Origin of the sequence: Sulfitobacter sp. LC.270.F.C4 (genome assembly GCF_032922545.1) — a bacterium.
GTDB classification, from domain to species: Bacteria; Pseudomonadota; Alphaproteobacteria; order Rhodobacterales; family Rhodobacteraceae; genus Sulfitobacter; species Sulfitobacter profundi.
The window spans coordinates 2,697,762-2,717,561 of the sequence record NZ_CP136692.1 but is presented as its reverse complement, the minus strand read 5'-3'; the positions used below and the strand labels follow the sequence as shown (position 1 = coordinate 2,717,561).

Below are 19,800 nucleotides of genomic sequence, written 5' to 3'. Positions count from 1 at the left end.
GCCCTCAGCCCTTATACTTTGACAGGATCATCGACCCATTGGTGCCACCAAACCCGAAGGAGTTGGTCATCACGGAATCGAGGCCCGCGTTGTCGACGCGCTCCAGCGCAATCTCCGAAGGATCGAGCGCGGGGTCGAGGTTTTGCACATTGATCGACCGGGCGATGAAATCGTTGTCGAGCATCAGCAGGCTGAAGATCGCCTCCAGTGCGCCCGCAGCGCCCTGCGCGTGGCCGGTCATCGACTTGGTCGAGCTTACTGGCGGCGTGCTGCCTTGGCCAAAGACCCGGCGGACGGCTTCGATTTCGCCCACGTCGCCGACGGGCGTCGAGGTGCCGTGCGCGTTGATATAGCCGACCTTGCGGCCTTCGGGCAGGGTGTCGAGCGCCAGACGCATCGCACGCTCGCCGCCTTCACCGCTGGGGGCCACCATGTCGTGGCCGTCGCTGGTGGCGGCATAGCCGGTCACTTCGGCATAGATTTTCGCACCGCGCGCCAGCGCGTGGTCAAGGTCTTCGAGCACGAGCATACCGCCGCCGCCGGAGATCACGAAACCGTCGCGGTCGGCGTCGAAGGCGCGGCTCGCCGTTTCGGGCGCGTCATTGTACTTGGACGACATCGCGCCCATCGCGTCGAAGAGGCACGACAGCGTCCAGTCCAACTCTTCGCCGCCACCGGCAAACATCACGTCTTGCTTGCCCAGCATGATCTGCTCGGCCGCGTTGCCGATGCAATGCAGCGAGGTGGAACAGGCGGAGGTGATGGAATAGTTAATTCCCTTAATCTTGAACGCGGTCGAAAGGTTCGCGCTGACAGTCGAAGACATGCATTTCGGCACGGCAAAAGGCCCGATGCGCTTGGTCGCCCCGGTGTCTTTGACGATGTTATGCGCGGCGAACATGGCGCTGGTCGACGGCCCGCCGGAGCCTGCCACCAGACCGGTGCGCGGGTTGCTGATCTGATCTTCACTCAGCCCGGCATCCTTGATCGCCTGATCCATCGCCACATAGGCATAACCCGCGCCCGGCCCCATGAAGCGCAGGGTGCGCTTGTCGATATGATCGGCCAGATTGATCTTGAGCGTGCCGGCGACGCGGCTGCGGAACCCGTGTTCGGCCATCTCCGGGCTGGCTTCGATCCCGGATGTGCCGTTCTTGAGTGCTTCGAGCACTTCTTCGGCGTTATTTCCGATGGATGAGACAATCCCCAACCCTGTGACGACGACGCGGCGCATGCGCAGCACTCCTTTGTTTTGGCAGCCCCGGTGTATGCCAGCACGCCCATACGGCGCAAGCGGTTTGCCGGTCCTGCGGGCGCGAAGTTCGCGGTCAAGGTTCTGTGATGGAACGCGCGCTGGACGGGCTGTGTTTGCCCAGCGAGACATAAAGGAGAACAGAATGCCCGAGATCAAGACGGTAAACCCCGCCACCGAAGAGGTACTGAACACCTACAACGTCATGTCCGAAGCCGAGGCGCTCCGCGCGGTCGAAGCCACGCATGAGGCCTTTAAGGACTGGCGCAAGCTCTCCCATGATGAGCGCGCGCCCTATCTGAAAAAGATTGCTGAAAAGCTGCGCGATAATAAAGAGGAACTGGCTGAGTTGATGACCCGCGAGGTGGGTAAGCTCTATCAAGACAGCCTTGACGAAGTTGACCTCTGCGCCGCGATCTTCGACTGGACCGCCGATGCGGGCCCGGAAAAGCTCAAGGACGAGACCCGCGAGTTGATGGATGGCAAGAAAAACGGCGTGGTGACCTATCAGCCGATAGGCGTGATCTATTCGGTCCAGCCTTGGAACTTCCCCTTTTACCAGCCGGTCCGCGTTTTGGCGGCAAACCTGATGGCAGGCAATGGTAACGTCCTGAAACATGCCCAGATTTGTACCGGCAGCGCGCTGCGTCTTAAGGAAATTTGCGAAGAGGCGGGCCTGCCGAAAGACCTGTTTAACGTCGTCATCATCGACCATGACACCAGCGACAAGCTGATCGCCCATGATCTGGTGCGCGGCGTGACCATGACAGGCTCTGACAAGGCGGGCAGCCACATTGGGTCGCTGGCGGCAAAGCATCTCAAGAAATCGGTGCTGGAGCTGGGCTCGAACGATGCCTTCATCGTGTTGGATGACGCGGATATCGACACGGCGGTGAAATTCTCTGTTGCTGGTCGGATTTACAACAACGGCCAGACCTGCATCTCGGCGAAGCGCTTTATCGTGACCGACAAAAACTACGATGCCTTCGTGAAAGCTTTTGTCGAGCAGATGAAATCGATCGAGATGGGCGACCCGATGGACAAAAGCACCGGCCTTGGCCCGTTGTCGAGCCAAGAGCAGTTCGAAACAGTGCGCGATCAGGTTAAGGAAAGCGTCGAAAAGGGCTGCGAACTGCTCTGCGGTGGCGAAGTGCCTGATCGTACCGGTGCCTACTATCCATCGACCGTGTTGGGCAATGTGAAGCCCGGCTCGCCCGCCTATGACGATGAAATCTTCGGCCCTGTCGCCTCGGTGATCCGCGCGAAGGACGATGAAGATGCGATGCGCATTGCCAATGACAGCCGCTATGGTCTTGGCGGCGGTATCTTCTCGAAAGACGAAGACCGCGCACTTGAGTTGGCTCGGGCCGAGTTTGACACCGGGATGATCCGGATCAACGGTTTTGGGTTGGCGGATCCGAATATGCCCTTCGGCGGGGTCAAGAACTCCGGTTATGGACGTGAACATGGCGGTTTTGGCATGAGCGAATTTGTCAACGCCAAGGCGATTTTTCTGCCGTCCTAAATGGCAAAGGGCGGGCGATGCTGCATGCCGCTCGCCGATTTGAACGATAGATTGCAAGAGGTTCTAGATGACTATGAAAGTACTTGTCGCCGGTGCGACCGGCAAAACCGGGCGTTTGCTCGTCAGTGAATTGAAAGACCGAGGAGCCGAGCCCATCGCGCTGGTGCGCGACGGTTCAGACACGTCGGTTTTGCCGGAGGGCACCGAGCAGCGGAAGGGTGATTTGACCAATCTGCAGGCGGGTGTCTGTGACGGCGTCGATGCGGTGGTTTTTGCTGCCGGGTCTGGCGGTAGCTCAGGGCCAGAGATGACCGAGAAGGTCGACCGCGAGGGCGCGCAACATCTGGTCGATCTGGCGCGCGAGGCCGATGTTGAGCGTTTCGTCATGCTGAGCTCTGTCGGTGCCGACAATCCGCCGGAGGACAATGAGATGACCCATTACCTGAAGGCGAAGCAGGCAGCAGACGCGCACCTGCAAGCCTCTGGGTTGACCCATTCGATCCTGCGGCCTGTGGCGCTGACCGATGACCCCAAGACCAATGCGATCAATCTCGGCGAAGGTGTCGATCAGAAAGGCAAGGCACATCGCGCTGATGTCGCCGCCGTTTTGGCCGAGGCTGCAGTGACCGGGCGCCACGATGGCAAGGTGCAAGAGATGCAGACGCTCTGAACGGGTGATGCAAACGCAAAAGGGGGCCACGCGGGCCCCCTTTTTTCTTGTCGGAATGTCGCTTTGGCTCAGCTTTCGCTCAGCGCGACTTTCATGTCTTTCACCTGATAGATCACCTCGCCATCGGCTTCGACGATGCCATCGGCCACGCCCATGGTCAGGCGGCGGGTCTGGATCGCCTTGGTGAAATCAATCTTATAGGTCAGCATCTTGCGCTCAGGGCGCACCATGCCCGTCAGCTTTACTTCGCCCACGCCAAGCGCATAGCCGCGCCCCTGCCAGCCGCGCCAGCCGAGGTTGAAACCGGTCAATTGCCACAGACCGTCAAGGCCCAGACAGCCGGGCATGATCGGGTTGCCGGGGAAGTGACATTCGAAAAACCACAGGTCGGGCGTGATGTCGAACTCGGCGATGATATGGCCCTTGCCATGGGCGCCGCCATCGGCCGAGACATCGGTGATCCGGTCCATCATGAGCATCGGCGGGGCGGGAAGCTGTGCGTTCCCGGGGCCGAAAAGCTCGCCGCGGGCGCATTTCAGCAGATCTTCCTTGTCGAAACTCGTGGGGTAGTCGGCCATCCTGCGGCTCTCCTGCTGCTCTGTTATAACATCGGCCCCGTTTAACATCGCGTTCCGGCATGCTGCAAGGCCCGCGCGCGGGGGGCTGCGACGATTGGCTTGAGGTTTTCAATTGAAAACCGGGGATTTCCTCCTTTATATGACCCTGAAAGGCAGGGAACTGATGTCCGAACAGGAACAAGAGGTCGGAACGCGCTGGCTGGCTCAGGCCGGGCTGCGCCCTACGCGCCAACGTGTCACGCTGGCGAGCCTTCTGGTGGGCGATGGCCAAGATCGCCACGTCACCGCTGAAAGCCTGTTTGAGGCCGCAAAGGGGCAGGGCGAGGCCGTGTCGCTGGCCACGGTCTACAACACGCTGCGCGCTTTTTGTGATGCGGGGCTGTTGCAGGAAGTGACCGTGGATGGCTCCAAAAGCTATTTCGACACCAACACCCACGACCACCCGCATTTCTTTTGGGAAGACGACAGCAAGCTGACCGACGCGCCTTCTGAGCAATTGGTGATCGCGCAGCTTCCCGATGCGCCCGATGGGGCCGAGATTGCCTCGGTCGATGTGGTGATCCGCCTGCGCCGGAAATCCTGAACGGGCGGGGCGCGCCCCGCCGCGTGAGCGATCAGCCGCGTTTGCGCAGCACCAGAAACGTCATCATGCCCATTGGCGGCAAGGCGCGTTCGTCTTCGACCTGCAGCGCGTCTTGTTGCAACACGGTCTCCATCTCGAAATCTGAATGCCAGCCAAGCGTATTGGCGAAGGGGGCCGAGACCTTTTCAAGAAAGCCCAGCACGCCGGTGGTCCGCATGAAGTGGTTGGCGATGACCACCTGACCGCCGGGTTTGAGCACGCGGGCGATCTCCTCCATCACGCGCTCAGGTTCGGGCACGACCGACAGCACATGCATGGCGGCGACGGTGTCGAAACTGGCGTCGGGAAAATCAAGGTCACGGGCATCCATCTGGCGCAGGCCGGCTACATGCGTCAGCCCTTCGCGCGCAACGCGCTGGCGGGCCTTGGTGAGCATCTCATCGCTGAAGTCCATACCTGTGACCGAAAGATGTGGCGCGTAATGCGGCAGCGATAATCCGGTGCCAACGCCGACTTCGAGCACTGTACCTTCGCCCTTGTTGATATGGGCGACCACATGGCGACGGCCACCGCTGGTGAGCGCGCCAAAGGTCTTGTCGTAGATCGGCGCCCAGCGGGCATAAGAAGTCTCGACCGCCTTGATATCCATCTTAAATCCTTTTGGTTTTATTCGTTTTCTTCGCCCGCAATAGGCCCCAGATCACCATGCCGATATAGGCCACACAGAGCACGACAAGCGTGGTCCAAGCATAGGTCGCCAGTGCGGCGGCAAAAATTGCCACACCCACCAGCAGGTACTTTACATGGCGGCGCGAGACTTTGGTGGTCTTGAACGACCACGTGGGGATGCGGCTGATCATCAGAAAACCGATCAGCACCATATGCAGGCAGATCAACCAATCCGGCACGATGGGCCGGTTGTGAAAGGCAAAGGAGGCGGTCATCGGCAGCAGCACCAGCAACGCACCGGCAGGCGAGGGGATGCCGGTAAAGAACGAGCCGCTTTCGCCCACCGCGTCGCCGTTCTTGGCCTTTTCGGCTTCGGCTTTGTCGTTCACGTTGAACCGCGCCAGCCGCACCACGCAGCAGACCGCATAGATCAGCACGGAAATCCACGCCGCGCTGCGCATGTCTTGCAACGCCCAGAAGTAGAGGATCAGCGGCGGGGCCACCCCGAAGTTCAGGAAATCGGCCAGCGAATCCAGTTCCGCGCCCATCGGGCTGGAGGAGCGCAAGAGCCGCGCGAGCCGTCCGTCCAGCCCATCGAGTACACAGGCCAGCAGGATCAGCTGCACCGCCAGCACATAGTTGCCCTGCACCCCAAAACGGATTGCCGAAAGCCCTGCGCAAATCGCGGTGATCGTCAGCGCATTGGGCAGGAGCTGGATCAGCGCAAGGTCTGCGCCGGTCTTTTCAGAAGGGGGGCGCATGGAGGCTTTCCTAAAGTGGGGCGGTGTGGATCACCGGTTGTTTCAACTCGGCCAGCACGGTTTCCCCGGCGACCATGGTCTGCCCAATGCGCACCATCGGGTCGACGCCTTCGGGCAAGTAGACATCTAGCCGGGAGCCGAAGCGGATCAAGCCAAAGCGTTCGCCGGTTTCCAAACCGTCACCGGATTTCACGAAGCAGACGATCCGTCGCGCCACGAGCCCCGCAATCTGCACCACGGCCAGATCGCGCCCGTCGTCCATACGGATGCACAGGCTGTTGCGCTCATTGTCGCCGCTGGCTTTGTCGAGCGAGGCGTTAAAGAATTTGCCGGGGCGGTAGGCCACAGCCTGCACCTTGCCCGCGACGGGGGCGCGGTTGATGTGGCAGTTGAACACGCTCATGAAGACGCTGACGCGGGTCAGCGGCACATCCGGCATGCCCAGTTCGGCGGGCGGCACCGCAGGCTCGATGAGCGAGACGATGCCGTCGGCAGGGCTGACGATCAGGTCGGGCCTATCCGGCGTGACACGCTCTGGGTCGCGGAAAAAGTAGTAGCACCAGATGGTGAGACCGACGCCGATCCAGCCCAGCACCTCTTCGATGGCGAAGAGCACCAGTGTGACGGCGGCGAAGATCGCCACGAATTTGATGCCCTCGCGGTGCATCGGTTTGATGAATGTGTCGAGCAAGTTGACGGACATCGGACCCTCCCGTTCAGGCTGTCTTCCGTCATAGGTGCATGGCGGGTGAGTGCAAGGAGGTTTTGATCTTGGGGACGGCATCGGCGGGTCGGTGCAAGGGGGAATGCTGAGGGCATCGCCCTCCCTGGTGGGCGATCGATGGTCACGTGGCGCGGGGCGGGTGTTCTTGGACCTAGCGTGTCTCGTTGGTGAAGCGTTGCGAAATCGCCCTCCGGGGGGAGGGAGGGCGATGCCCGGTGTGCCACCGGGCGGTGTGGTGGCGAAGGAAGCTTTTCAAAACCACTGCCCCGGCTCCATCAGACCCAAATCCATCAACTGCCGGGAATGCCACTCGAACGGCTCGGAATTATGCCACTGGAATGTCGGGATATCATAGCGGCTGCCGGGATTGCGCTTCAGCGCCTTGGCCGTGCGGAAAGAGCAGACCGCCGCGGTGACATTATGGTGCCACGCGCAGGCGTAGGTATTGTATTCCTCGTTGTTGAACGTGTGATCGCCGCGCAGCAGCAGCCCCGGTTTGGCGCGAAACAGGGGGATGCGGTCGATCTTGCGGCTCTGCGGTGGCACATGTTCCTCAAACCGCCAACGCAGCCCGCCAAAGAAATCAAGCTGCCGTTCCTTGGGATGCCCCTGCCGCGATGGATCCTTGCGCGCCAGCGCGTAATAGCCCGACCGGTCCAGATGCGCCTGATCGAGTGAGACGGCATCGGGATGCATTTGGAGGTCCAGCGCATAGAGGTCGACCACATAGGCCAGCATGGCATCGCGCCGCTCTTCTCCGTGAAAGGCCAGCAATTCCTTGACGTTGCGCGTCTCGCTGAAGGGGTGGAACAGATATTCGGCGTTGTAGCAATAATAAAGCCATTGCCCCGGCACCGCGGCGATCATGCGGTTCACGGCCCCTTCCAGCGCGGCTTCGGCGGTGGTGTCATAGTCCACCCGCAGCACGCTTTGCTGCAAGTCGCGGGGCAGGTCAAAAGCGGGGGGCATCAGCGCCACCACACTGTCAAAGCCCGCTTGCTGGTGGTGGCGCAGGGTGGTGTCGACCTCGACCTCATCCTCGACCAAGATCATGGCGATGGGGGCTGCCTCCAGCGCCGGGCGGGCCTCTTTGATAAGATGATCTAGATCGCGATACCGCATAGGCCCCCGCTGGTATTTCCGTGCCGCAAGGTCGGTCAATTCCGGGTCCATTGCAAGACGCGGCCACCGCTGTTAGACGACGCCATCTGCCCGAAATCCGTCAAAACCCTTGGATGCCCGCCATGACACAACCGAAAAAGCTGTTTATCAAGACCTATGGTTGCCAGATGAACGTCTATGACAGCGAACGCATGGCCGAAAGCCTTGGCGGTCAGGGCTATGTCACGACCGACCGGGCCGATGATGCGGATATGATCCTGCTCAATACCTGCCACATTCGCGAAAAGGCGGCTGAGAAGGTCTATTCCGAACTGGGCCGCCTGAAGCCGTTGAAAGACGCGCGCCCCGATCTGAAGATCGGCGTGGCGGGCTGCGTGGCACAGGCCGAGGGCGAAGAGATCATGCGCCGCCAGCCGGCTGTCGATCTGGTGGTCGGCCCGCAAAGCTACCACCGTTTGCCAGAAATGGAGGCGAAGGTGCAGAGCGGGCAGAGCGCGCTCGACACTGATTTCCCGGCCGAAGACAAATTCGACCACCTCAAGGGCCGCCCTAAGATGAAACGCGCGCCCGCGGCCTTCCTCACCGTGCAAGAGGGCTGCGACAAGTTCTGCGCCTTCTGCGTGGTGCCCTATACGCGGGGGGCCGAAGTCTCTCGCCCCGCCGAGAAGGTGCTGGAAGAAGCCCGCGATCTGGTCGAGCGCGGCGTGCGCGAAGTCACCCTGCTGGGCCAGAACGTAAACGCTTACCACGGCGGCATGACGCTGGCCGGTCTGATCCGCGCGCTGGCCAATGTCGACGGGTTGGAGCGTATCCGCTACACCACCAGCCACCCCAACGACATGGGCGACGATCTGATTGCGGCCCATGGTGAGGTGCCCGAGTTGATGCCTTACCTGCACCTGCCGGTGCAGTCGGGCAGTGATCACATCTTGAAACGGATGAACCGCAGCCACACCGCCGAGAGCTATCTGAAGCTGCTCGAACGCATCCGCGAGGCGCGGCCTGATATTGTGCTGTCAGGCGATTTCATCGTCGGCTTCCCCGAGGAAAGCGATGCCGACTTTGAGGCCACGATGGAGCTCGTCCGGCAGGTGCGCTACGGCTATGCCTATTCGTTCAAATATTCCACCCGCCCCGGCACCCCGGCGGCCGAACGCCCGCTGGTCGATGCAGCCGTGGCCGACGATCGCTTGCAGCGCCTGCAAGGGTTAATCACCCAGCACCAACAAGAGATCCAGCAGTCGATGATGGGCCGCGAGGTGTCGGTTCTGGTTGAGAAGAAGGGCCGTTTGCCCGGTCAGATGCTTGGCAAGTCAGAGTATCTGCACGCGGTTCATATCGAGAACTGCACGGCGCAGATCGGTGACATTCAGCGCGTAAGGGTGACCGAAGCCAAGACAAACTCTTTGGCGGCTGTCTTGGTCTAACGGGCCGCCACTAGGGCCGTTGCGGGTGCGCGTTGCCGCGCACCCTAAGCTTGTCAGTAGTTGTGCTTGCGATGCGAAGCGGCATCCGCAAAGATCCGTTTCATCGTCGCTTTCAGCCCCTCAGGGTTGCCCACCAGCGTGTGATCCCGGCAGACACGCTCGGCCACGGCATGGGCGGTGGAGAAGTCATAGCCGACGGCCACGAGGCTATCCACGAAGACCGAGTTTGGCCGGTCCCAGATCACATCATTCCACGGGCCGCGGTAGCAGCTGACGTGGATCACATTGCCCGTTGGATGCGCCTTGCCTTGGTTGTGGTAGGCGTATTTCACACCCCCGGCAAAAGCAGGCATGGCAAGCAGGCCGGTGACGGCGGTGGCGAGTAGCATTTTCATCATGAGTTGGTCCCCCAGTTATCATTGCAGCAATCAAGATCGGCAAAGCCACGCGAAGTCCCACCCTCGCGATCCGATGGATAGAGGTTTAGGTCTAAAGGTGCGTGTTTCAAGAAGATTCGAAGGCACTGTCAGGGGGTTGAGAACAATCTCAAGGGCTTGCCGAGGATTGTCGCCAAGGCATAGGCAATAGGGTAATTTCAGTCTTTCCGGTGAACAGAAAACGGCCGCCGCAGTCATCGGTTTCACCGTTATTGCGCGAAGGATTCGTTGTAATCGGTCAAGGCTCGGCCACAAAATGTTGATTTCACAGCTTCACAGCAGGGCAGTTTTTACCTAACCTAACCCTATACTAACAAGGCGCGGGTCCGGGGAGGGGTCGCATTTGCCAAAAATAAGAATCAATATTTAGAATAGGACAAAAGCTGTGGGACCCACTATTTCCAAAGCACTGCGCGCCATGGCCAGCCTGACGATGGCGGCGGCGCTGACTGTGGCCAGCACGTCGGCCGATGCGCAGACACCCTCGCAACAGGGCCGTGACAAGGGCGTCTACACGCCGACCATCTGGGTCGATCCCGATGGCTGTGAGCATTGGGTCATGGATGACGGGGCCGAGGGTTATATGACCCCGCATACGACCCGTCAGGGCATCCCGGTATGCCGCCGTGGCGATGTCTGCGGTGTGATGGAAGCGGACCAGTTCTTTGCCACCGACAAATACAACATCTCGGCCCAGGGTCGCGCGCGTCTGGCGAATTTCTTCCAGTCGACCGGCGCGGTGTCCTACATCATCACCGGCCATACCGACAGCCGTGCCTCGGATGCGTATAACATGCGTCTGTCCTACAACCGCGCAAACTCGGTGGCGCGTGTCGCCAACCAAGTCGGGGCCAAGATCGCTGATGTGCGTGGCTATGGTGAACGGATGCCTGCCGTGCCGAACAATTCCGCTGCGAACATGGCCAAAAACCGCCGTGTCGAAATTATCTGCATTCGCTGAAGGGACCGTAAAAGTGATTAAGACGAAACTTCTCATGGTCACCGCCTGTGCCGTCGGCCTGTCGGCCTGTACCGATTACGAAGGCGGTCTGGGCCGGGGGTATCCTTCGGACAAGACCGTTGACCGCGGCATCGACACAAAGCACCTCAGCACCCTTCAAGCGGGCATCTGGGTTGATCCAAACGGCTGCGACCACTGGATCATTGACGACGGGGTCGAGGGCTATCTCTCGGCGCGGCTTGATAAATTCGGCAAGCCGGTCTGCTCGGGCGTGGCGCCGCCGACACATACCGCGGGCCACTTCAAAGGTGGCTCCAAGATCAAAGACCCGAACTGACCTTGGCGGGCCATATCAAACACACCGGGCCGGAGCGCGTTGCGCTTCGGCCCTTTTTGTCGCTACGGGTTGGTAAATCCTGCCCGCCTGACTATCTCACCATTTAGTGCTTCACAAAGGATACGCGCATTGCCTTCAACTGATCTGATGACACCGGAAACCGCGGCCGAACGGGTGGTGGAGTTTCCCGATAACCGCCTTTTGATCGACCTCTGCGGCGCCTATGACGCGCATCTGGCTGCCATCGAGAAATCGCTCGAGGTGCAGATCATCCGGCGCGGCAATCACCTGCAGATCTTGGGTGAGGGCGAGGCCGTCGAGAAAGCAGAAAGCCTGCTCAACGCGCTTTATGTGCGGCTGGAAAGCGGGCGCTCGGTTGAGCCTGCAGATGTGGACGGAATGTTGCGCATGGGCAATTCTAGCGCGGGCACTGGCGTGCGTCAGGGCGATCAGTTGGAAATGCCGATGGGCGACGCGATTGAAATCCAGACCCGCAAGAAACGGGTAGAGCCGCGCACCGACGCGCAGAAGGCCTATGTCCAGTCGCTGTTCGACAATGAACTGGCCTTTGGCATCGGCCCTGCGGGCACCGGCAAAACCTATCTGGCGGTGGCGGTGGGCGTGTCGATGTTCATCGGCGGCCATGTGGACCGGATTATCCTTTCCCGCCCTGCGGTCGAAGCGGGGGAGAAGCTGGGCTATCTGCCGGGTGACATGAAGGACAAAGTCGATCCCTACATGCAGCCGCTCTATGACGCGCTGAATGACTTCCTGCCGGGCAAGCAACTGGCGAAACTGCTAGAGGAAAAGCGCATCGAGATCGCACCGCTGGCCTTTATGCGGGGGCGGACGCTGTCGAATGCTTTTGTCGTGTTGGATGAGGCGCAAAACGCCACGTCGATGCAAATGAAGATGTTCCTGACACGTCTGGGGCAAAACTCGCGCATGGTAATTACTGGCGACCGCACACAGATCGACCTGCCGCGCGGGGTGCAGTCGGGGCTTCAGGATGCCGAACGTTTGCTGAAAACGATCCCAAGTATTAGCTTCAACTACTTCACCTCGAAGGACGTGGTGCGCCACCCGCTCGTGGCGGCGATTATCGAGGCTTATGAGGCGGATAGCGGTGCCGCTTGACGTAATGCTTGAAGATTTCGATATCGTGATTGAGGACGACCGCTGGGAGGCGGTCGACCTTGAGCCGCTGGCGCATGCCGCCGCGCAAGCCACGCTTGGGCATCTGGGGCTGGACGCGGAAACCGCTGAGATGACCCTGCTGGCCTGCGATGATGCGCGCATTGCTGTGCTGAACGAAGATTTTCGTGGCAAGGCGCGTGCCACCAATGTGCTCAGCTGGCCTGCGGAAGAGCGCGGCGCGGCCATACCGGGCGGCGATCCGCTGCCCGTCGCCCCCGGCATTGACGGAATGCTTGAACTGGGCGACATCGCCATGGCTTATGAGACATGTGCCGCCGAGGCCAATGCGGCGGCCAAGCCTTTGAATGCGCATGTGACCCATCTCATCGTACATGGGCTGTTGCATCTTCTGGGCTATGACCACGAAAATGACCCCGACGCCATGTTGATGGAGGGGTTGGAGCGCGAAATACTTGGCAAAATGGGTTATGATGACCCATATAAGGAAAATGGGCCTTAAGGGGCTTTGCAACACAGACGGGACCCAATGGGCGATACAGACGGATCATCTGAGGCGGCGCAGAGCGCGCTTGCGGATGAAGATAGACATGAGCTGCCGGACGATAGCGCAATGCGCACCGGTAATTTCTTTTCTCGGGTGTTCGAGGCGCTAAGCCCATCGGACAGCGAAGATGACACCCCAGAGGCATCGGCAGAGGCCGAGCGGCCCACGGGTCACGGCATGATCAATCTGCGCCGGATGCGGGTCGATGATGTGGCGGTGCCCAAGGCGGATATCACCGCCGTGCCGGTCAGCGCCACGCTGGATGAGCTGGTGGCGGTGTTTAAGGAAAGCGGCATGACCCGCCTGCCGGTTTACGACGGCACGCTGGACACGCCCGTCGGCATGGTCCACCTGAAAGACCTTGCGCTGAACCACGGTTTTAACGGCAAAAACACCAAATTTGATCTGCGCGCCATGCTGCGCCCCTTGGTCTATGTGCCGCCGTCGATGACCATCGGCGTGCTGCTGACCAAGATGCAGGCGGAGCGGCGCCATATGGCCTTGGTGATTGATGAATATGGCGGCGTTGACGGTCTGGTCACCATCGAAGACCTGATCGAACAGGTCATAGGCGAAATCGAAGACGAACATGACGTCGACGAGGGCACATATTGGACGGTCGAAAAACCCGGCACCTATCTGGCACTGGCCAAGACACCATTGGGTGATTTCGAGGCTGAGATCGGCCATTCCCTGACCGACCATGAGACCGTCGACGAGGAGGAGATCGACACCCTTGGTGGTTTGGTCTTTATGCTGTCGGGCCGGGTTCCGGCGCGCGGCGAAGTGGTTTTGCACCCCGATGGCCCTGAGTTCGAAGTGATCGACGCCGATCCACGCCGCATCAAAAGGTTGCGGGTCCGCACCCAAGGGGCCGGGGGATGAGGCAACGGCTGGCGATGCGGGGCCGGATGTTGCTGGCTCCGATCGCCGGCGCCGTCGCAGCCTTCGGGCAAGCACCCTATGAACTGCCGCTTATGCTCTTTGCCGGGCTGGTGGCGGCGTTTTGGCTGTACCGTGCGCAATCTGGCGGCCCGTTTCGCGCGGCGCTGTTGGGTTGGGGCTTTGGCTTTGGCTATTTCCTGCACGCGCTGCAATGGATCGTGTCGCCCTTCTTGGTCGATGTGGCCCGCCACGGCTGGATGGCGCCCTTTGCGCTGATCCTGCTGGCGGCGGGCATGGCGCTGTTTTGGGGGCTGGCCTTTGGTCTTGCCCGTTGGATTGCACCACGGCGCGGGCTGGCCTTGGCGCTGGCTTGGGCGGCGGTGGAACTGCTGCGCGCCTATATTTTCACGGGTTTTCCATGGGCCATGCCCGCGCAGGCGCTGGTCGGCGTGATGGCCGGGCAGGGGTTGGCTTGGGTCGGCCCCTATGCGCTGAACCTCTGGCTCTTTGCCATCGCCGCGATCTTGCTGCTGCGCGGCCCTTTGGCGCTGCGATTGGGGCAGGGGACACTGGCGCTGTCGACCGTTCTGCTCTTGCTGCTGCCACCGCAAGCGCCGCCAGCGGTTCTGACTGATCATGTGGTGCGGCTGGTGCAGCCCAATGCGACCCAGCGAGAGAAGTGGAACGCCGACAAATTCGAATTCTTTTTCACACGGCAACTCGACTATACCGCCGCCGCGCCGCAAGACGGGGGCCAAGCGCCTGATCTGGTAATCTGGCCCGAAACCGCGATCCCATGGGCGCTGGATATGGCGGGCAGTGCGCTGGCCGAGATTGGAGCCGCCTCTGACGTGCCGGTGGTTCTGGGCGTGCAGCGCCGGTCGAACATGCGCTATTACAATTCGCTGGTGGTGCTGGATGCCGATGGAGCGGTCGGACAGGTCTATGACAAACACCATCTCGTTCCCTTTGGCGAATATATGCCGCTGGGCGATCTGATGGCGCGTTTCGGGATACACGGGCTCGCCGCGCAGGAGGGCAACGGCTTTTCCAGCGGGCCGGGTGCGCAGCTTTTGGATATCGGACCGCTCGGCGCGGCATTGCCGCTGATCTGCTATGAGGCCGTCTTTGCCCATGACGTGAACGCCGCCCCGGCGCGGCCCGCGTTTCTGATGCAGGTCACCAATGACGCATGGTTCGGCAAGGCGGCAGGCCCGCGCCAGCACCTTGCCCAAGCGCGGATGCGGGCGATTGAGCAGGGGCTGCCGATGGCCCGTGCGGCCAACACTGGGATATCGGCGATGATCGACCCGCAGGGGCGTGTGACTGCATCGCTGGCGCTGAACACCGAAGGGTTCATCGACGCGCCACTGCCCGCGCCCTTGCCGCCCACACTCTATAGCCGGAGCGGAGATTTGCCGCTTTCTGTGCTCTTGGCGCTGTGCCTTGCGGGGCTTGCCGTGGCCCGCCGCCGCAGCCCCGGGAATGCCGATTGACCATCCATCAGCGGTTGTCTAAGCCGTTGGCAGAGCACCACAACGGCTTCCTGACGTGGTGCGTAATTTTTATTGGAGCACTACATGTCCCGTCAGAACTATACTTTCACTTCGGAATCCGTTTCCGAGGGGCACCCGGATAAGGTCTGCGACCGGATTTCCGATGCGATCCTCGACGCTTTCATCAGCGAGGAACCCGAAGCGCGGGTCGCCGCCGAGACCTTTGCCACCACCAACCGCGTCGTGATTGGCGGTGAGGTCGGTCTGGCCAACAAGGCCAAGCTTGACGAATATCTGGCCGGTGTCGAAGACATCGCCCGCGCCTGCATCAAAGACATCGGCTATGAGCAGGATGAGTTCCACCACGCGACATGTGAGATCACCAACCTGCTGCACCCCCAATCCGCCCATATCGCCCAAGGCGTTGATGCGTCGGGTGAAAAGGAAGAGGGCGCAGGCGATCAAGGCATCATGTTCGGTTTCGCCACCGACGAGACGCCCGAGCTGATGCCCGCTCCGATCCACTACGCCCATGCGGTGCTGCGGCGTCTGGCCGAAGTGCGCAAGGACGGCACCGAGCCCACCCTGCGGCCCGACGCCAAAAGCCAGCTTTCGGTGCGCTATGAAAACGGCAAACCAGTGGGGGTCAGCTCCATCGTGCTCTCGACCCAGCATGAGAGCGAACGCCAGACCAGCGCCGATATCCGCGATATCGTTGAGCCTTACATCCGCGAAGTGCTGCCCGAGGGCTGGATCGACGATGACACCGTCTGGCACGTGAACCCCACGGGCGTTTTCGTCATCGGCGGGCCGGATGGCGACGCGGGCCTCACGGGTCGTAAGATCATCGTCGACACCTATGGCGGAGCCGCGCCCCATGGCGGCGGTGCGTTCTCAGGCAAGGACCCGACCAAGGTTGACCGCTCCGCCGCCTATGTGGCGCGCTATTTGGCCAAAAACGTCGTGGCAGCGGGGATGGCCAAGAAATGCACCATTCAGCTTAGCTATGCGATTGGCGTGAGCGAGCCGCTGTCGATCTATTGCGACACCCATGGCACCGGCGATGTGCATGACGCGGCGATTGAAAAGGCGATCCGTCAGATCATCGACCTGACCCCGCGCGGCATTCGCGAGCATCTGCAGTTGAACAAGCCGATCTACCAGCGCACGGCGGCCTATGGCCACTTTGGCCGCGCGCCTGATGCGGATGGCGGTTTCAGCTGGGAGCGCCGCGATCTGGTCGATCAGCTTAAGGCGGCCGTATAACGATATCGGGGTGGGCGGTCGCGCCCACCCTCTCGGCTGCGCGGCACTTAGCCCCGCTCGGCCTGTTTGGCCTCAATGAGAGCGACCGCAGCGGCCACCGCATCTTCAATCGCCATCTCAGTCGTGTCGATTTGCTTGGCATCGTCGGCCGGTTTCAACGGCGCTTGGTCGCGGCTCATGTCGCGAAGGTCGCGCTGTTTGACGTCTTCCAACACGGTTTCATAGGTGATCGCGATGCCTTTGCCCGCAAGCTCTGCAAAGCGGCGCTGCGCGCGCACTTCGGGGCTGGCGGTGATAAAGAGTTTTACCGGCGCATCGGGGCAGATCACCGTGCCGATGTCGCGCCCGTCCAGTACGGCACCGCCCGCGCGGGTGGCAAAGCTGCGCTGGAACCGCACGAGGGCAGCCCGCACCGCTGGGATCACCGCCACTTTGCTGGCCTCTTGTGCCACGTCGGGGTTGCGCAAGCTGGGGTCTTTGAGATCGACAGGGGCGAGGGTTTGCGCGGCCTCTTCGGCGTCCATCCCGGTAAGGGTTTTCGCGGCCACCGCGCGGTACAAAAGCCCGGTGTCGAGATGCGCAAAGCCGAAATGCGCCGCGACAGCCTTGGCGACCGTGCCTTTGCCCGCCGCTGCGGGGCCGTCGATGGCGACGGTCATGCCGCCGCTGGTGTTCTTCGTCATTGCAGGTTCCTTTCGTTGCGCGCCCGTAGACCAAGCAGCAGGGCTGCTCCGAAACAGGCCGCCAGTATCATCCATTTCGCCTGCGTAAACAGGCTGGCGGTCGCGACCGCTTGTGCCGTCAGCCGTTCTGGCCCCAGTTCAATGAGCCGCCCGATCAGCATGTTCTCGGTGTAATCCGCCCCGAGGTAGAGCGCGACGGCCAGCGTCAGCGCCAGCGGAAGCCCGCCCGCCGACCAACGCCGAAACCACAGTAACAGCGCCAGCGCCAAAAGCGCGGGGAAGGCGGTGTCAGCCAGCCGGAACTGGCCGAGGTAGAGTGCGGTCTGCCTCGGGTCGAGAGCGACAAGATAGGCGCGTGCCTCGGCCAGATCATAGCCCAGAAGCCGCCCATCCAAGACCCCCATGCCCCCCGCGCGCAGGTAGGTTTCGGCAAAGCCCGCAAGGGCTGCAAAGGCCAATGCGGCGCAGAGGCTGAGCCAGATGAGCCGGTCGCCTATCACGCAGGCAGCCGTTCGACCTGCGCCCCCAAGGACGCCATCAGCGGTTCGAAAATCGGGAAAGACGTGGCAATGGGCCCGCCGTCATCCACCTGCACCGGGTTTTGCGCGACCATGCCGAGGATCAGGAACGACATGGCGATGCGGTGGTCGAGATGGCTTTGGCAGGTCGCGCCTCCGGGAATATTGCCGTGGCCCAGCCCTTTGACGATCCACCAATCCGGCCCGTCTTCGACCTCAACCCCATTCGCGCGCAGCCCGCTGGCCATGGCCTCGATCCGGTCGCTTTCCTTGACGCGCAGTTCCTTGACGCCGCGCATCACCGTTTCGCCGGTTGCACAGGCCGCCACGACCGAGAGCACGGGGTATTCGTCGATCATGCTCGCCGCCCGCGCGGGGGGGACTTCGATGCCATGGAGATTTGGGGAGAATTTCGCGCGCAGGTCGGCGACAGGCTCGCCCCCCTCGGTCCGTTCGTTTTCATAGGTCAGGTCCGCGCCCATCTCGCGCAGGGTGGTGAACAGGCCCGCTCGCGTGGGGTTCAGCCCAATGCCCGGCACCAGCACATCCGATCCGGGTACGATCAGTGCGGCGCAAACGGGGAAGGCGGCGGATGAGGGGTCGCGCGGCACGTCGATATGTTGCGGCTTCAACTCGGGCTGGCCAGTCAGGGTGATGACGCGGCCCTCGTCCGTGTCCTCAACCGTGATTTCGGCGCCGAAGCCTGCCAGCATCCGCTCGGTATGGTCGCGCGTGGCTTCCGCCTCAATCACGACGGTTTTGCCGGGGGCATTCAACCCGGCCAGCAGCACGGCGGATTTGACCTGCGCGGAAGGGACCGGGACAGTATAGCGCACCGGCACAGGTTCAGCCGCGCCCACCAATGTCATCGGCAGGCGGCCCCCGGCGCGGCCCACGGATTGCGTGCCGAATAGCGCCAGCGGATCGGTCACCCGCGCCATCGGGCGGCTGTTGAGGCTGGCATCGCCGGTGAATGTCACGCTGATCGGAGAGGTCGCCATCGCCCCCATCAACAGCCGCACGCCGGTGCCGGAGTTGCCGCAGTCGATTACATTGTCAGGTTCGGCAAAGCCGCCAACGCCAACGCCATGGACGGAGTAGGAGCCGCCGCCGTGGTCAACCACCTCGGCCCCGAAAGCCCGCATGGCTTTGGCGGTGTCGAGCACGTCTTGCCCCTCCAATAGCCCGGTGATCGTGGTCTCGCCCACGGCCATGGCACCAAGGATCAGGCTGCGGTGCGAGATCGACTTGTCGCCGGGCACCTCGGCGGTGCCGCTAAGCGGCCCGCAGGCGCGCGATGACATGGGAATGGGGCTGCCGTGACTGGACATGAGGTACCTCTAATCTGCTTGAGGCCCCTATTATCGCAGGCGGGCGGCAGCGTCCATCGCCGCGCGTGCAATGGATTGTAATCAGGGTGGTATCAGGCGCTCGGGCTCAGCGTTTGCGGAAGGTCAGGTAATGCGGGGTGCGCCCTTCGCGCAGCGCCTTCTGCTCGTAGCGGGTCGAGATCCAATCATCCCAAGGCGCACGCCAGTCCTCCGGCCCTTCGGCCAGCCAGTCAAACCCGTGCTGCGGCACCTGTTCAAGGGTCTGGCGCACGTAGTCTTCGATATCCGTCGCCACGCGGAAAATCGCACCGGGTTTCAACACGCGGGCCAGAGGCTGCAGATGCTCGGGCGTGACGAAGCGGCGGCGGTGGTGGCGGGTTTTTGGCCAAGGGTCGGGATAGAGCAAAAACGCCCGGTCGATGGAGGCTTCGGGCAGCACATCGAACATATCGCGCACGTCACCGGGATGGATGGCAAGGTTATCCACGCCCGCCCGCCGGATTTTGCCCAGCAGCATCGCAACACCGTTGATGTAAGGCTCGCAGCCGATGATGCCCACGCCGGGGTTTTGCCCCGCCTGATGTACCAGATGCTCACCACCGCCAAAGCCGATTTCCAGCCAGACCTTGCGCCCGTCAAACAGCGTGTCGAGGTCCAGCGGCGTGCGGTCGGGATTGTTCTCCCAATCGACGGCCCCCGGCGACAATGCGTCGAGATCCTCGTCGATATAGGTCTTTTGCGACTTCTTCAGGGATTTGCCTTTGAGGCGGCCATAGAAGTTGCGGCGGGGGCGTTCTGTTTCACTCATGGCGGCTCATGTAGCCGCCCCGCCCCGTCACCGCAACATTCCTCTGCAGGGGCGGTGGCGAATAG

General features: G+C 61.7%; 22 protein-coding genes and 1 riboswitch. Of the genes, 11 read left to right on the top strand and 11 right to left on the bottom strand.

All coding sequences use genetic code 11. The features are described from left to right. Nucleotides 1-4: 4 nt before the first annotated feature. The gene (gene fabB / locus R1T45_RS17165; RefSeq protein ID WP_132445741.1) at nucleotides 5-1,234 is read right to left on the bottom strand and encodes a beta-ketoacyl-ACP synthase I; all 1,230 of its coding nucleotides are present in this window, start codon (nucleotides 1,232-1,234) and stop codon (nucleotides 5-7) included. A 163-nt stretch (nucleotides 1,235-1,397) separates the two neighbouring features. Between fabB and R1T45_RS17160 the strand changes: the two genes are divergently transcribed. Both R1T45_RS17160 and R1T45_RS17155 read left to right on the top strand, forming a co-directional pair. After that, nucleotides 1,398-2,777 carry an NAD-dependent succinate-semialdehyde dehydrogenase gene (locus R1T45_RS17160; RefSeq protein ID WP_317389677.1) on the top strand — a complete coding sequence of 460 codons (1,380 nt, stop codon included), beginning with the start codon at nucleotides 1,398-1,400 and terminating at the stop codon, nucleotides 2,775-2,777. 67 nt (nucleotides 2,778-2,844) lie between these two features. Then, nucleotides 2,845-3,447 carry an SDR family oxidoreductase gene (locus R1T45_RS17155; RefSeq protein ID WP_411041344.1) on the top strand — a complete coding sequence of 201 codons (603 nt, stop codon included), beginning with the start codon at nucleotides 2,845-2,847 and terminating at the stop codon, nucleotides 3,445-3,447. 68 nt (nucleotides 3,448-3,515) lie between these two features. Here R1T45_RS17155 and fabA read toward each other — a convergent pair whose 3' ends face one another. Beyond that, entirely contained in the window at nucleotides 3,516-4,025 is a 510-nt protein-coding gene (gene fabA / locus R1T45_RS17150; protein WP_120350573.1) for a bifunctional 3-hydroxydecanoyl-ACP dehydratase/trans-2-decenoyl-ACP isomerase, read from the bottom strand. 163 nt (nucleotides 4,026-4,188) lie between these two features. Here fabA and irrA point away from each other — a divergent pair, with 163 nt between their 5' ends. Then, the gene (gene irrA, locus R1T45_RS17145) at nucleotides 4,189-4,608 is read left to right on the top strand and encodes an iron response transcriptional regulator IrrA (protein WP_120350574.1); all 420 of its coding nucleotides are present in this window, start codon (nucleotides 4,189-4,191) and stop codon (nucleotides 4,606-4,608) included. A gap of 31 nt (nucleotides 4,609-4,639) precedes the next feature. Here the strand turns inward: irrA and R1T45_RS17140 are convergent, their stop codons facing one another. The 4 genes from R1T45_RS17140 to R1T45_RS17125 form a co-directional block, all read right to left on the bottom strand. Then, nucleotides 4,640-5,257: a class I SAM-dependent methyltransferase gene (locus tag R1T45_RS17140; RefSeq protein WP_317389676.1), complete on the bottom strand. Its 618-nt coding sequence runs from the start codon at nucleotides 5,255-5,257 to the stop codon at nucleotides 4,640-4,642. Nucleotide 5,258: 1 nt separating this feature from the next. After that, nucleotides 5,259-6,038: a CDP-diacylglycerol--serine O-phosphatidyltransferase gene (gene pssA, locus R1T45_RS17135; RefSeq protein ID WP_259948618.1), complete on the bottom strand. Its 780-nt coding sequence runs from the start codon at nucleotides 6,036-6,038 to the stop codon at nucleotides 5,259-5,261. A gap of 10 nt (nucleotides 6,039-6,048) precedes the next feature. Beyond that, nucleotides 6,049-6,741 carry a phosphatidylserine decarboxylase gene (locus R1T45_RS17130; RefSeq protein ID WP_317389675.1) on the bottom strand — a complete coding sequence of 231 codons (693 nt, stop codon included), beginning with the start codon at nucleotides 6,739-6,741 and terminating at the stop codon, nucleotides 6,049-6,051. Between the two features lie 273 nt (nucleotides 6,742-7,014). After that, nucleotides 7,015-7,884, bottom strand: coding sequence for a hypothetical protein (locus tag R1T45_RS17125; RefSeq protein ID WP_317389674.1), 870 nt, complete (start codon nucleotides 7,882-7,884; stop codon nucleotides 7,015-7,017). A gap of 122 nt (nucleotides 7,885-8,006) precedes the next feature. On the opposite strand from R1T45_RS17125, the gene miaB reads away from it, so the two are divergent. Continuing rightward, nucleotides 8,007-9,311 carry a tRNA (N6-isopentenyl adenosine(37)-C2)-methylthiotransferase MiaB gene (gene miaB, locus R1T45_RS17120; protein WP_317389673.1) on the top strand — a complete coding sequence of 435 codons (1,305 nt, stop codon included), beginning with the start codon at nucleotides 8,007-8,009 and terminating at the stop codon, nucleotides 9,309-9,311. Between the two features lie 53 nt (nucleotides 9,312-9,364). Here the strand turns inward: miaB and R1T45_RS17115 are convergent, their stop codons facing one another. Further along, on the bottom strand, nucleotides 9,365-9,709 hold the full coding sequence (locus R1T45_RS17115; protein ID WP_067627307.1) for a hypothetical protein: 345 nt from the start codon (nucleotides 9,707-9,709) through the stop codon (nucleotides 9,365-9,367). 457 nt (nucleotides 9,710-10,166) lie between these two features. On the opposite strand from R1T45_RS17115, the gene R1T45_RS17110 reads away from it, so the two are divergent. From R1T45_RS17110 to metK, 7 genes are all read left to right on the top strand, one after another. Further along, the gene (locus tag R1T45_RS17110) at nucleotides 10,167-10,709 is read left to right on the top strand and encodes an OmpA family protein (protein WP_386283763.1); all 543 of its coding nucleotides are present in this window, start codon (nucleotides 10,167-10,169) and stop codon (nucleotides 10,707-10,709) included. A gap of 34 nt (nucleotides 10,710-10,743) precedes the next feature. Next, nucleotides 10,744-11,046: a hypothetical protein gene (locus R1T45_RS17105; RefSeq protein WP_386283760.1), complete on the top strand. Its 303-nt coding sequence runs from the start codon at nucleotides 10,744-10,746 to the stop codon at nucleotides 11,044-11,046. A gap of 147 nt (nucleotides 11,047-11,193) precedes the next feature. Further along, entirely contained in the window at nucleotides 11,194-12,183 is a 990-nt protein-coding gene (locus tag R1T45_RS17100; RefSeq protein ID WP_067627305.1) for a PhoH family protein, read from the top strand. Then, complete coding sequence (ybeY, locus tag R1T45_RS17095) at nucleotides 12,158-12,703, top strand: rRNA maturation RNase YbeY (protein ID WP_317389672.1); 546 nt, start codon at nucleotides 12,158-12,160, stop codon at nucleotides 12,701-12,703. The genes R1T45_RS17100 and ybeY overlap by 26 nt, the downstream gene beginning before the upstream one ends. A 27-nt stretch (nucleotides 12,704-12,730) precedes the next feature. Next, a complete protein-coding gene (locus tag R1T45_RS17090) occupies nucleotides 12,731-13,633 on the top strand; it encodes a hemolysin family protein (protein ID WP_007120802.1) in 903 nt (300 codons plus the stop codon). Beyond that, complete coding sequence (lnt, locus tag R1T45_RS17085) at nucleotides 13,630-15,129, top strand: apolipoprotein N-acyltransferase (RefSeq protein ID WP_317389671.1); 1,500 nt, start codon at nucleotides 13,630-13,632, stop codon at nucleotides 15,127-15,129. The genes R1T45_RS17090 and lnt overlap by 4 nt, the downstream gene beginning before the upstream one ends. A gap of 31 nt (nucleotides 15,130-15,160) precedes the next feature. Continuing rightward, nucleotides 15,161-15,209, top strand: a riboswitch (SAM-SAH riboswitch). A gap of 4 nt (nucleotides 15,210-15,213) precedes the next feature. Further along, nucleotides 15,214-16,395, top strand: coding sequence for a methionine adenosyltransferase (metK, locus tag R1T45_RS17080; RefSeq protein ID WP_067627299.1), 1,182 nt, complete (start codon nucleotides 15,214-15,216; stop codon nucleotides 16,393-16,395). A gap of 47 nt (nucleotides 16,396-16,442) precedes the next feature. Here metK and R1T45_RS17075 read toward each other — a convergent pair whose 3' ends face one another. From R1T45_RS17075 to trmB, 4 genes are all read right to left on the bottom strand, one after another. Beyond that, on the bottom strand, nucleotides 16,443-17,078 hold the full coding sequence (locus R1T45_RS17075; protein ID WP_317389670.1) for a d(CMP) kinase: 636 nt from the start codon (nucleotides 17,076-17,078) through the stop codon (nucleotides 16,443-16,445). Next, the gene (locus tag R1T45_RS17070) at nucleotides 17,075-17,578 is read right to left on the bottom strand and encodes a hypothetical protein (RefSeq protein ID WP_317389669.1); all 504 of its coding nucleotides are present in this window, start codon (nucleotides 17,576-17,578) and stop codon (nucleotides 17,075-17,077) included. Before R1T45_RS17070 ends, R1T45_RS17075 begins: the two co-directional genes overlap by 4 nt. Further along, nucleotides 17,575-18,927 (bottom strand): 3-phosphoshikimate 1-carboxyvinyltransferase, encoded by a 1,353-nt coding sequence (aroA, locus tag R1T45_RS17065; RefSeq protein ID WP_317389668.1) that lies wholly within the window; start codon nucleotides 18,925-18,927, stop codon nucleotides 17,575-17,577. Before aroA ends, R1T45_RS17070 begins: the two co-directional genes overlap by 4 nt. A 106-nt stretch (nucleotides 18,928-19,033) precedes the next feature. Further along, entirely contained in the window at nucleotides 19,034-19,735 is a 702-nt protein-coding gene (gene trmB, locus R1T45_RS17060; RefSeq protein ID WP_120350584.1) for a tRNA (guanine(46)-N(7))-methyltransferase TrmB, read from the bottom strand. Between the last annotated feature and the right edge of the window lie 65 nt (nucleotides 19,736-19,800).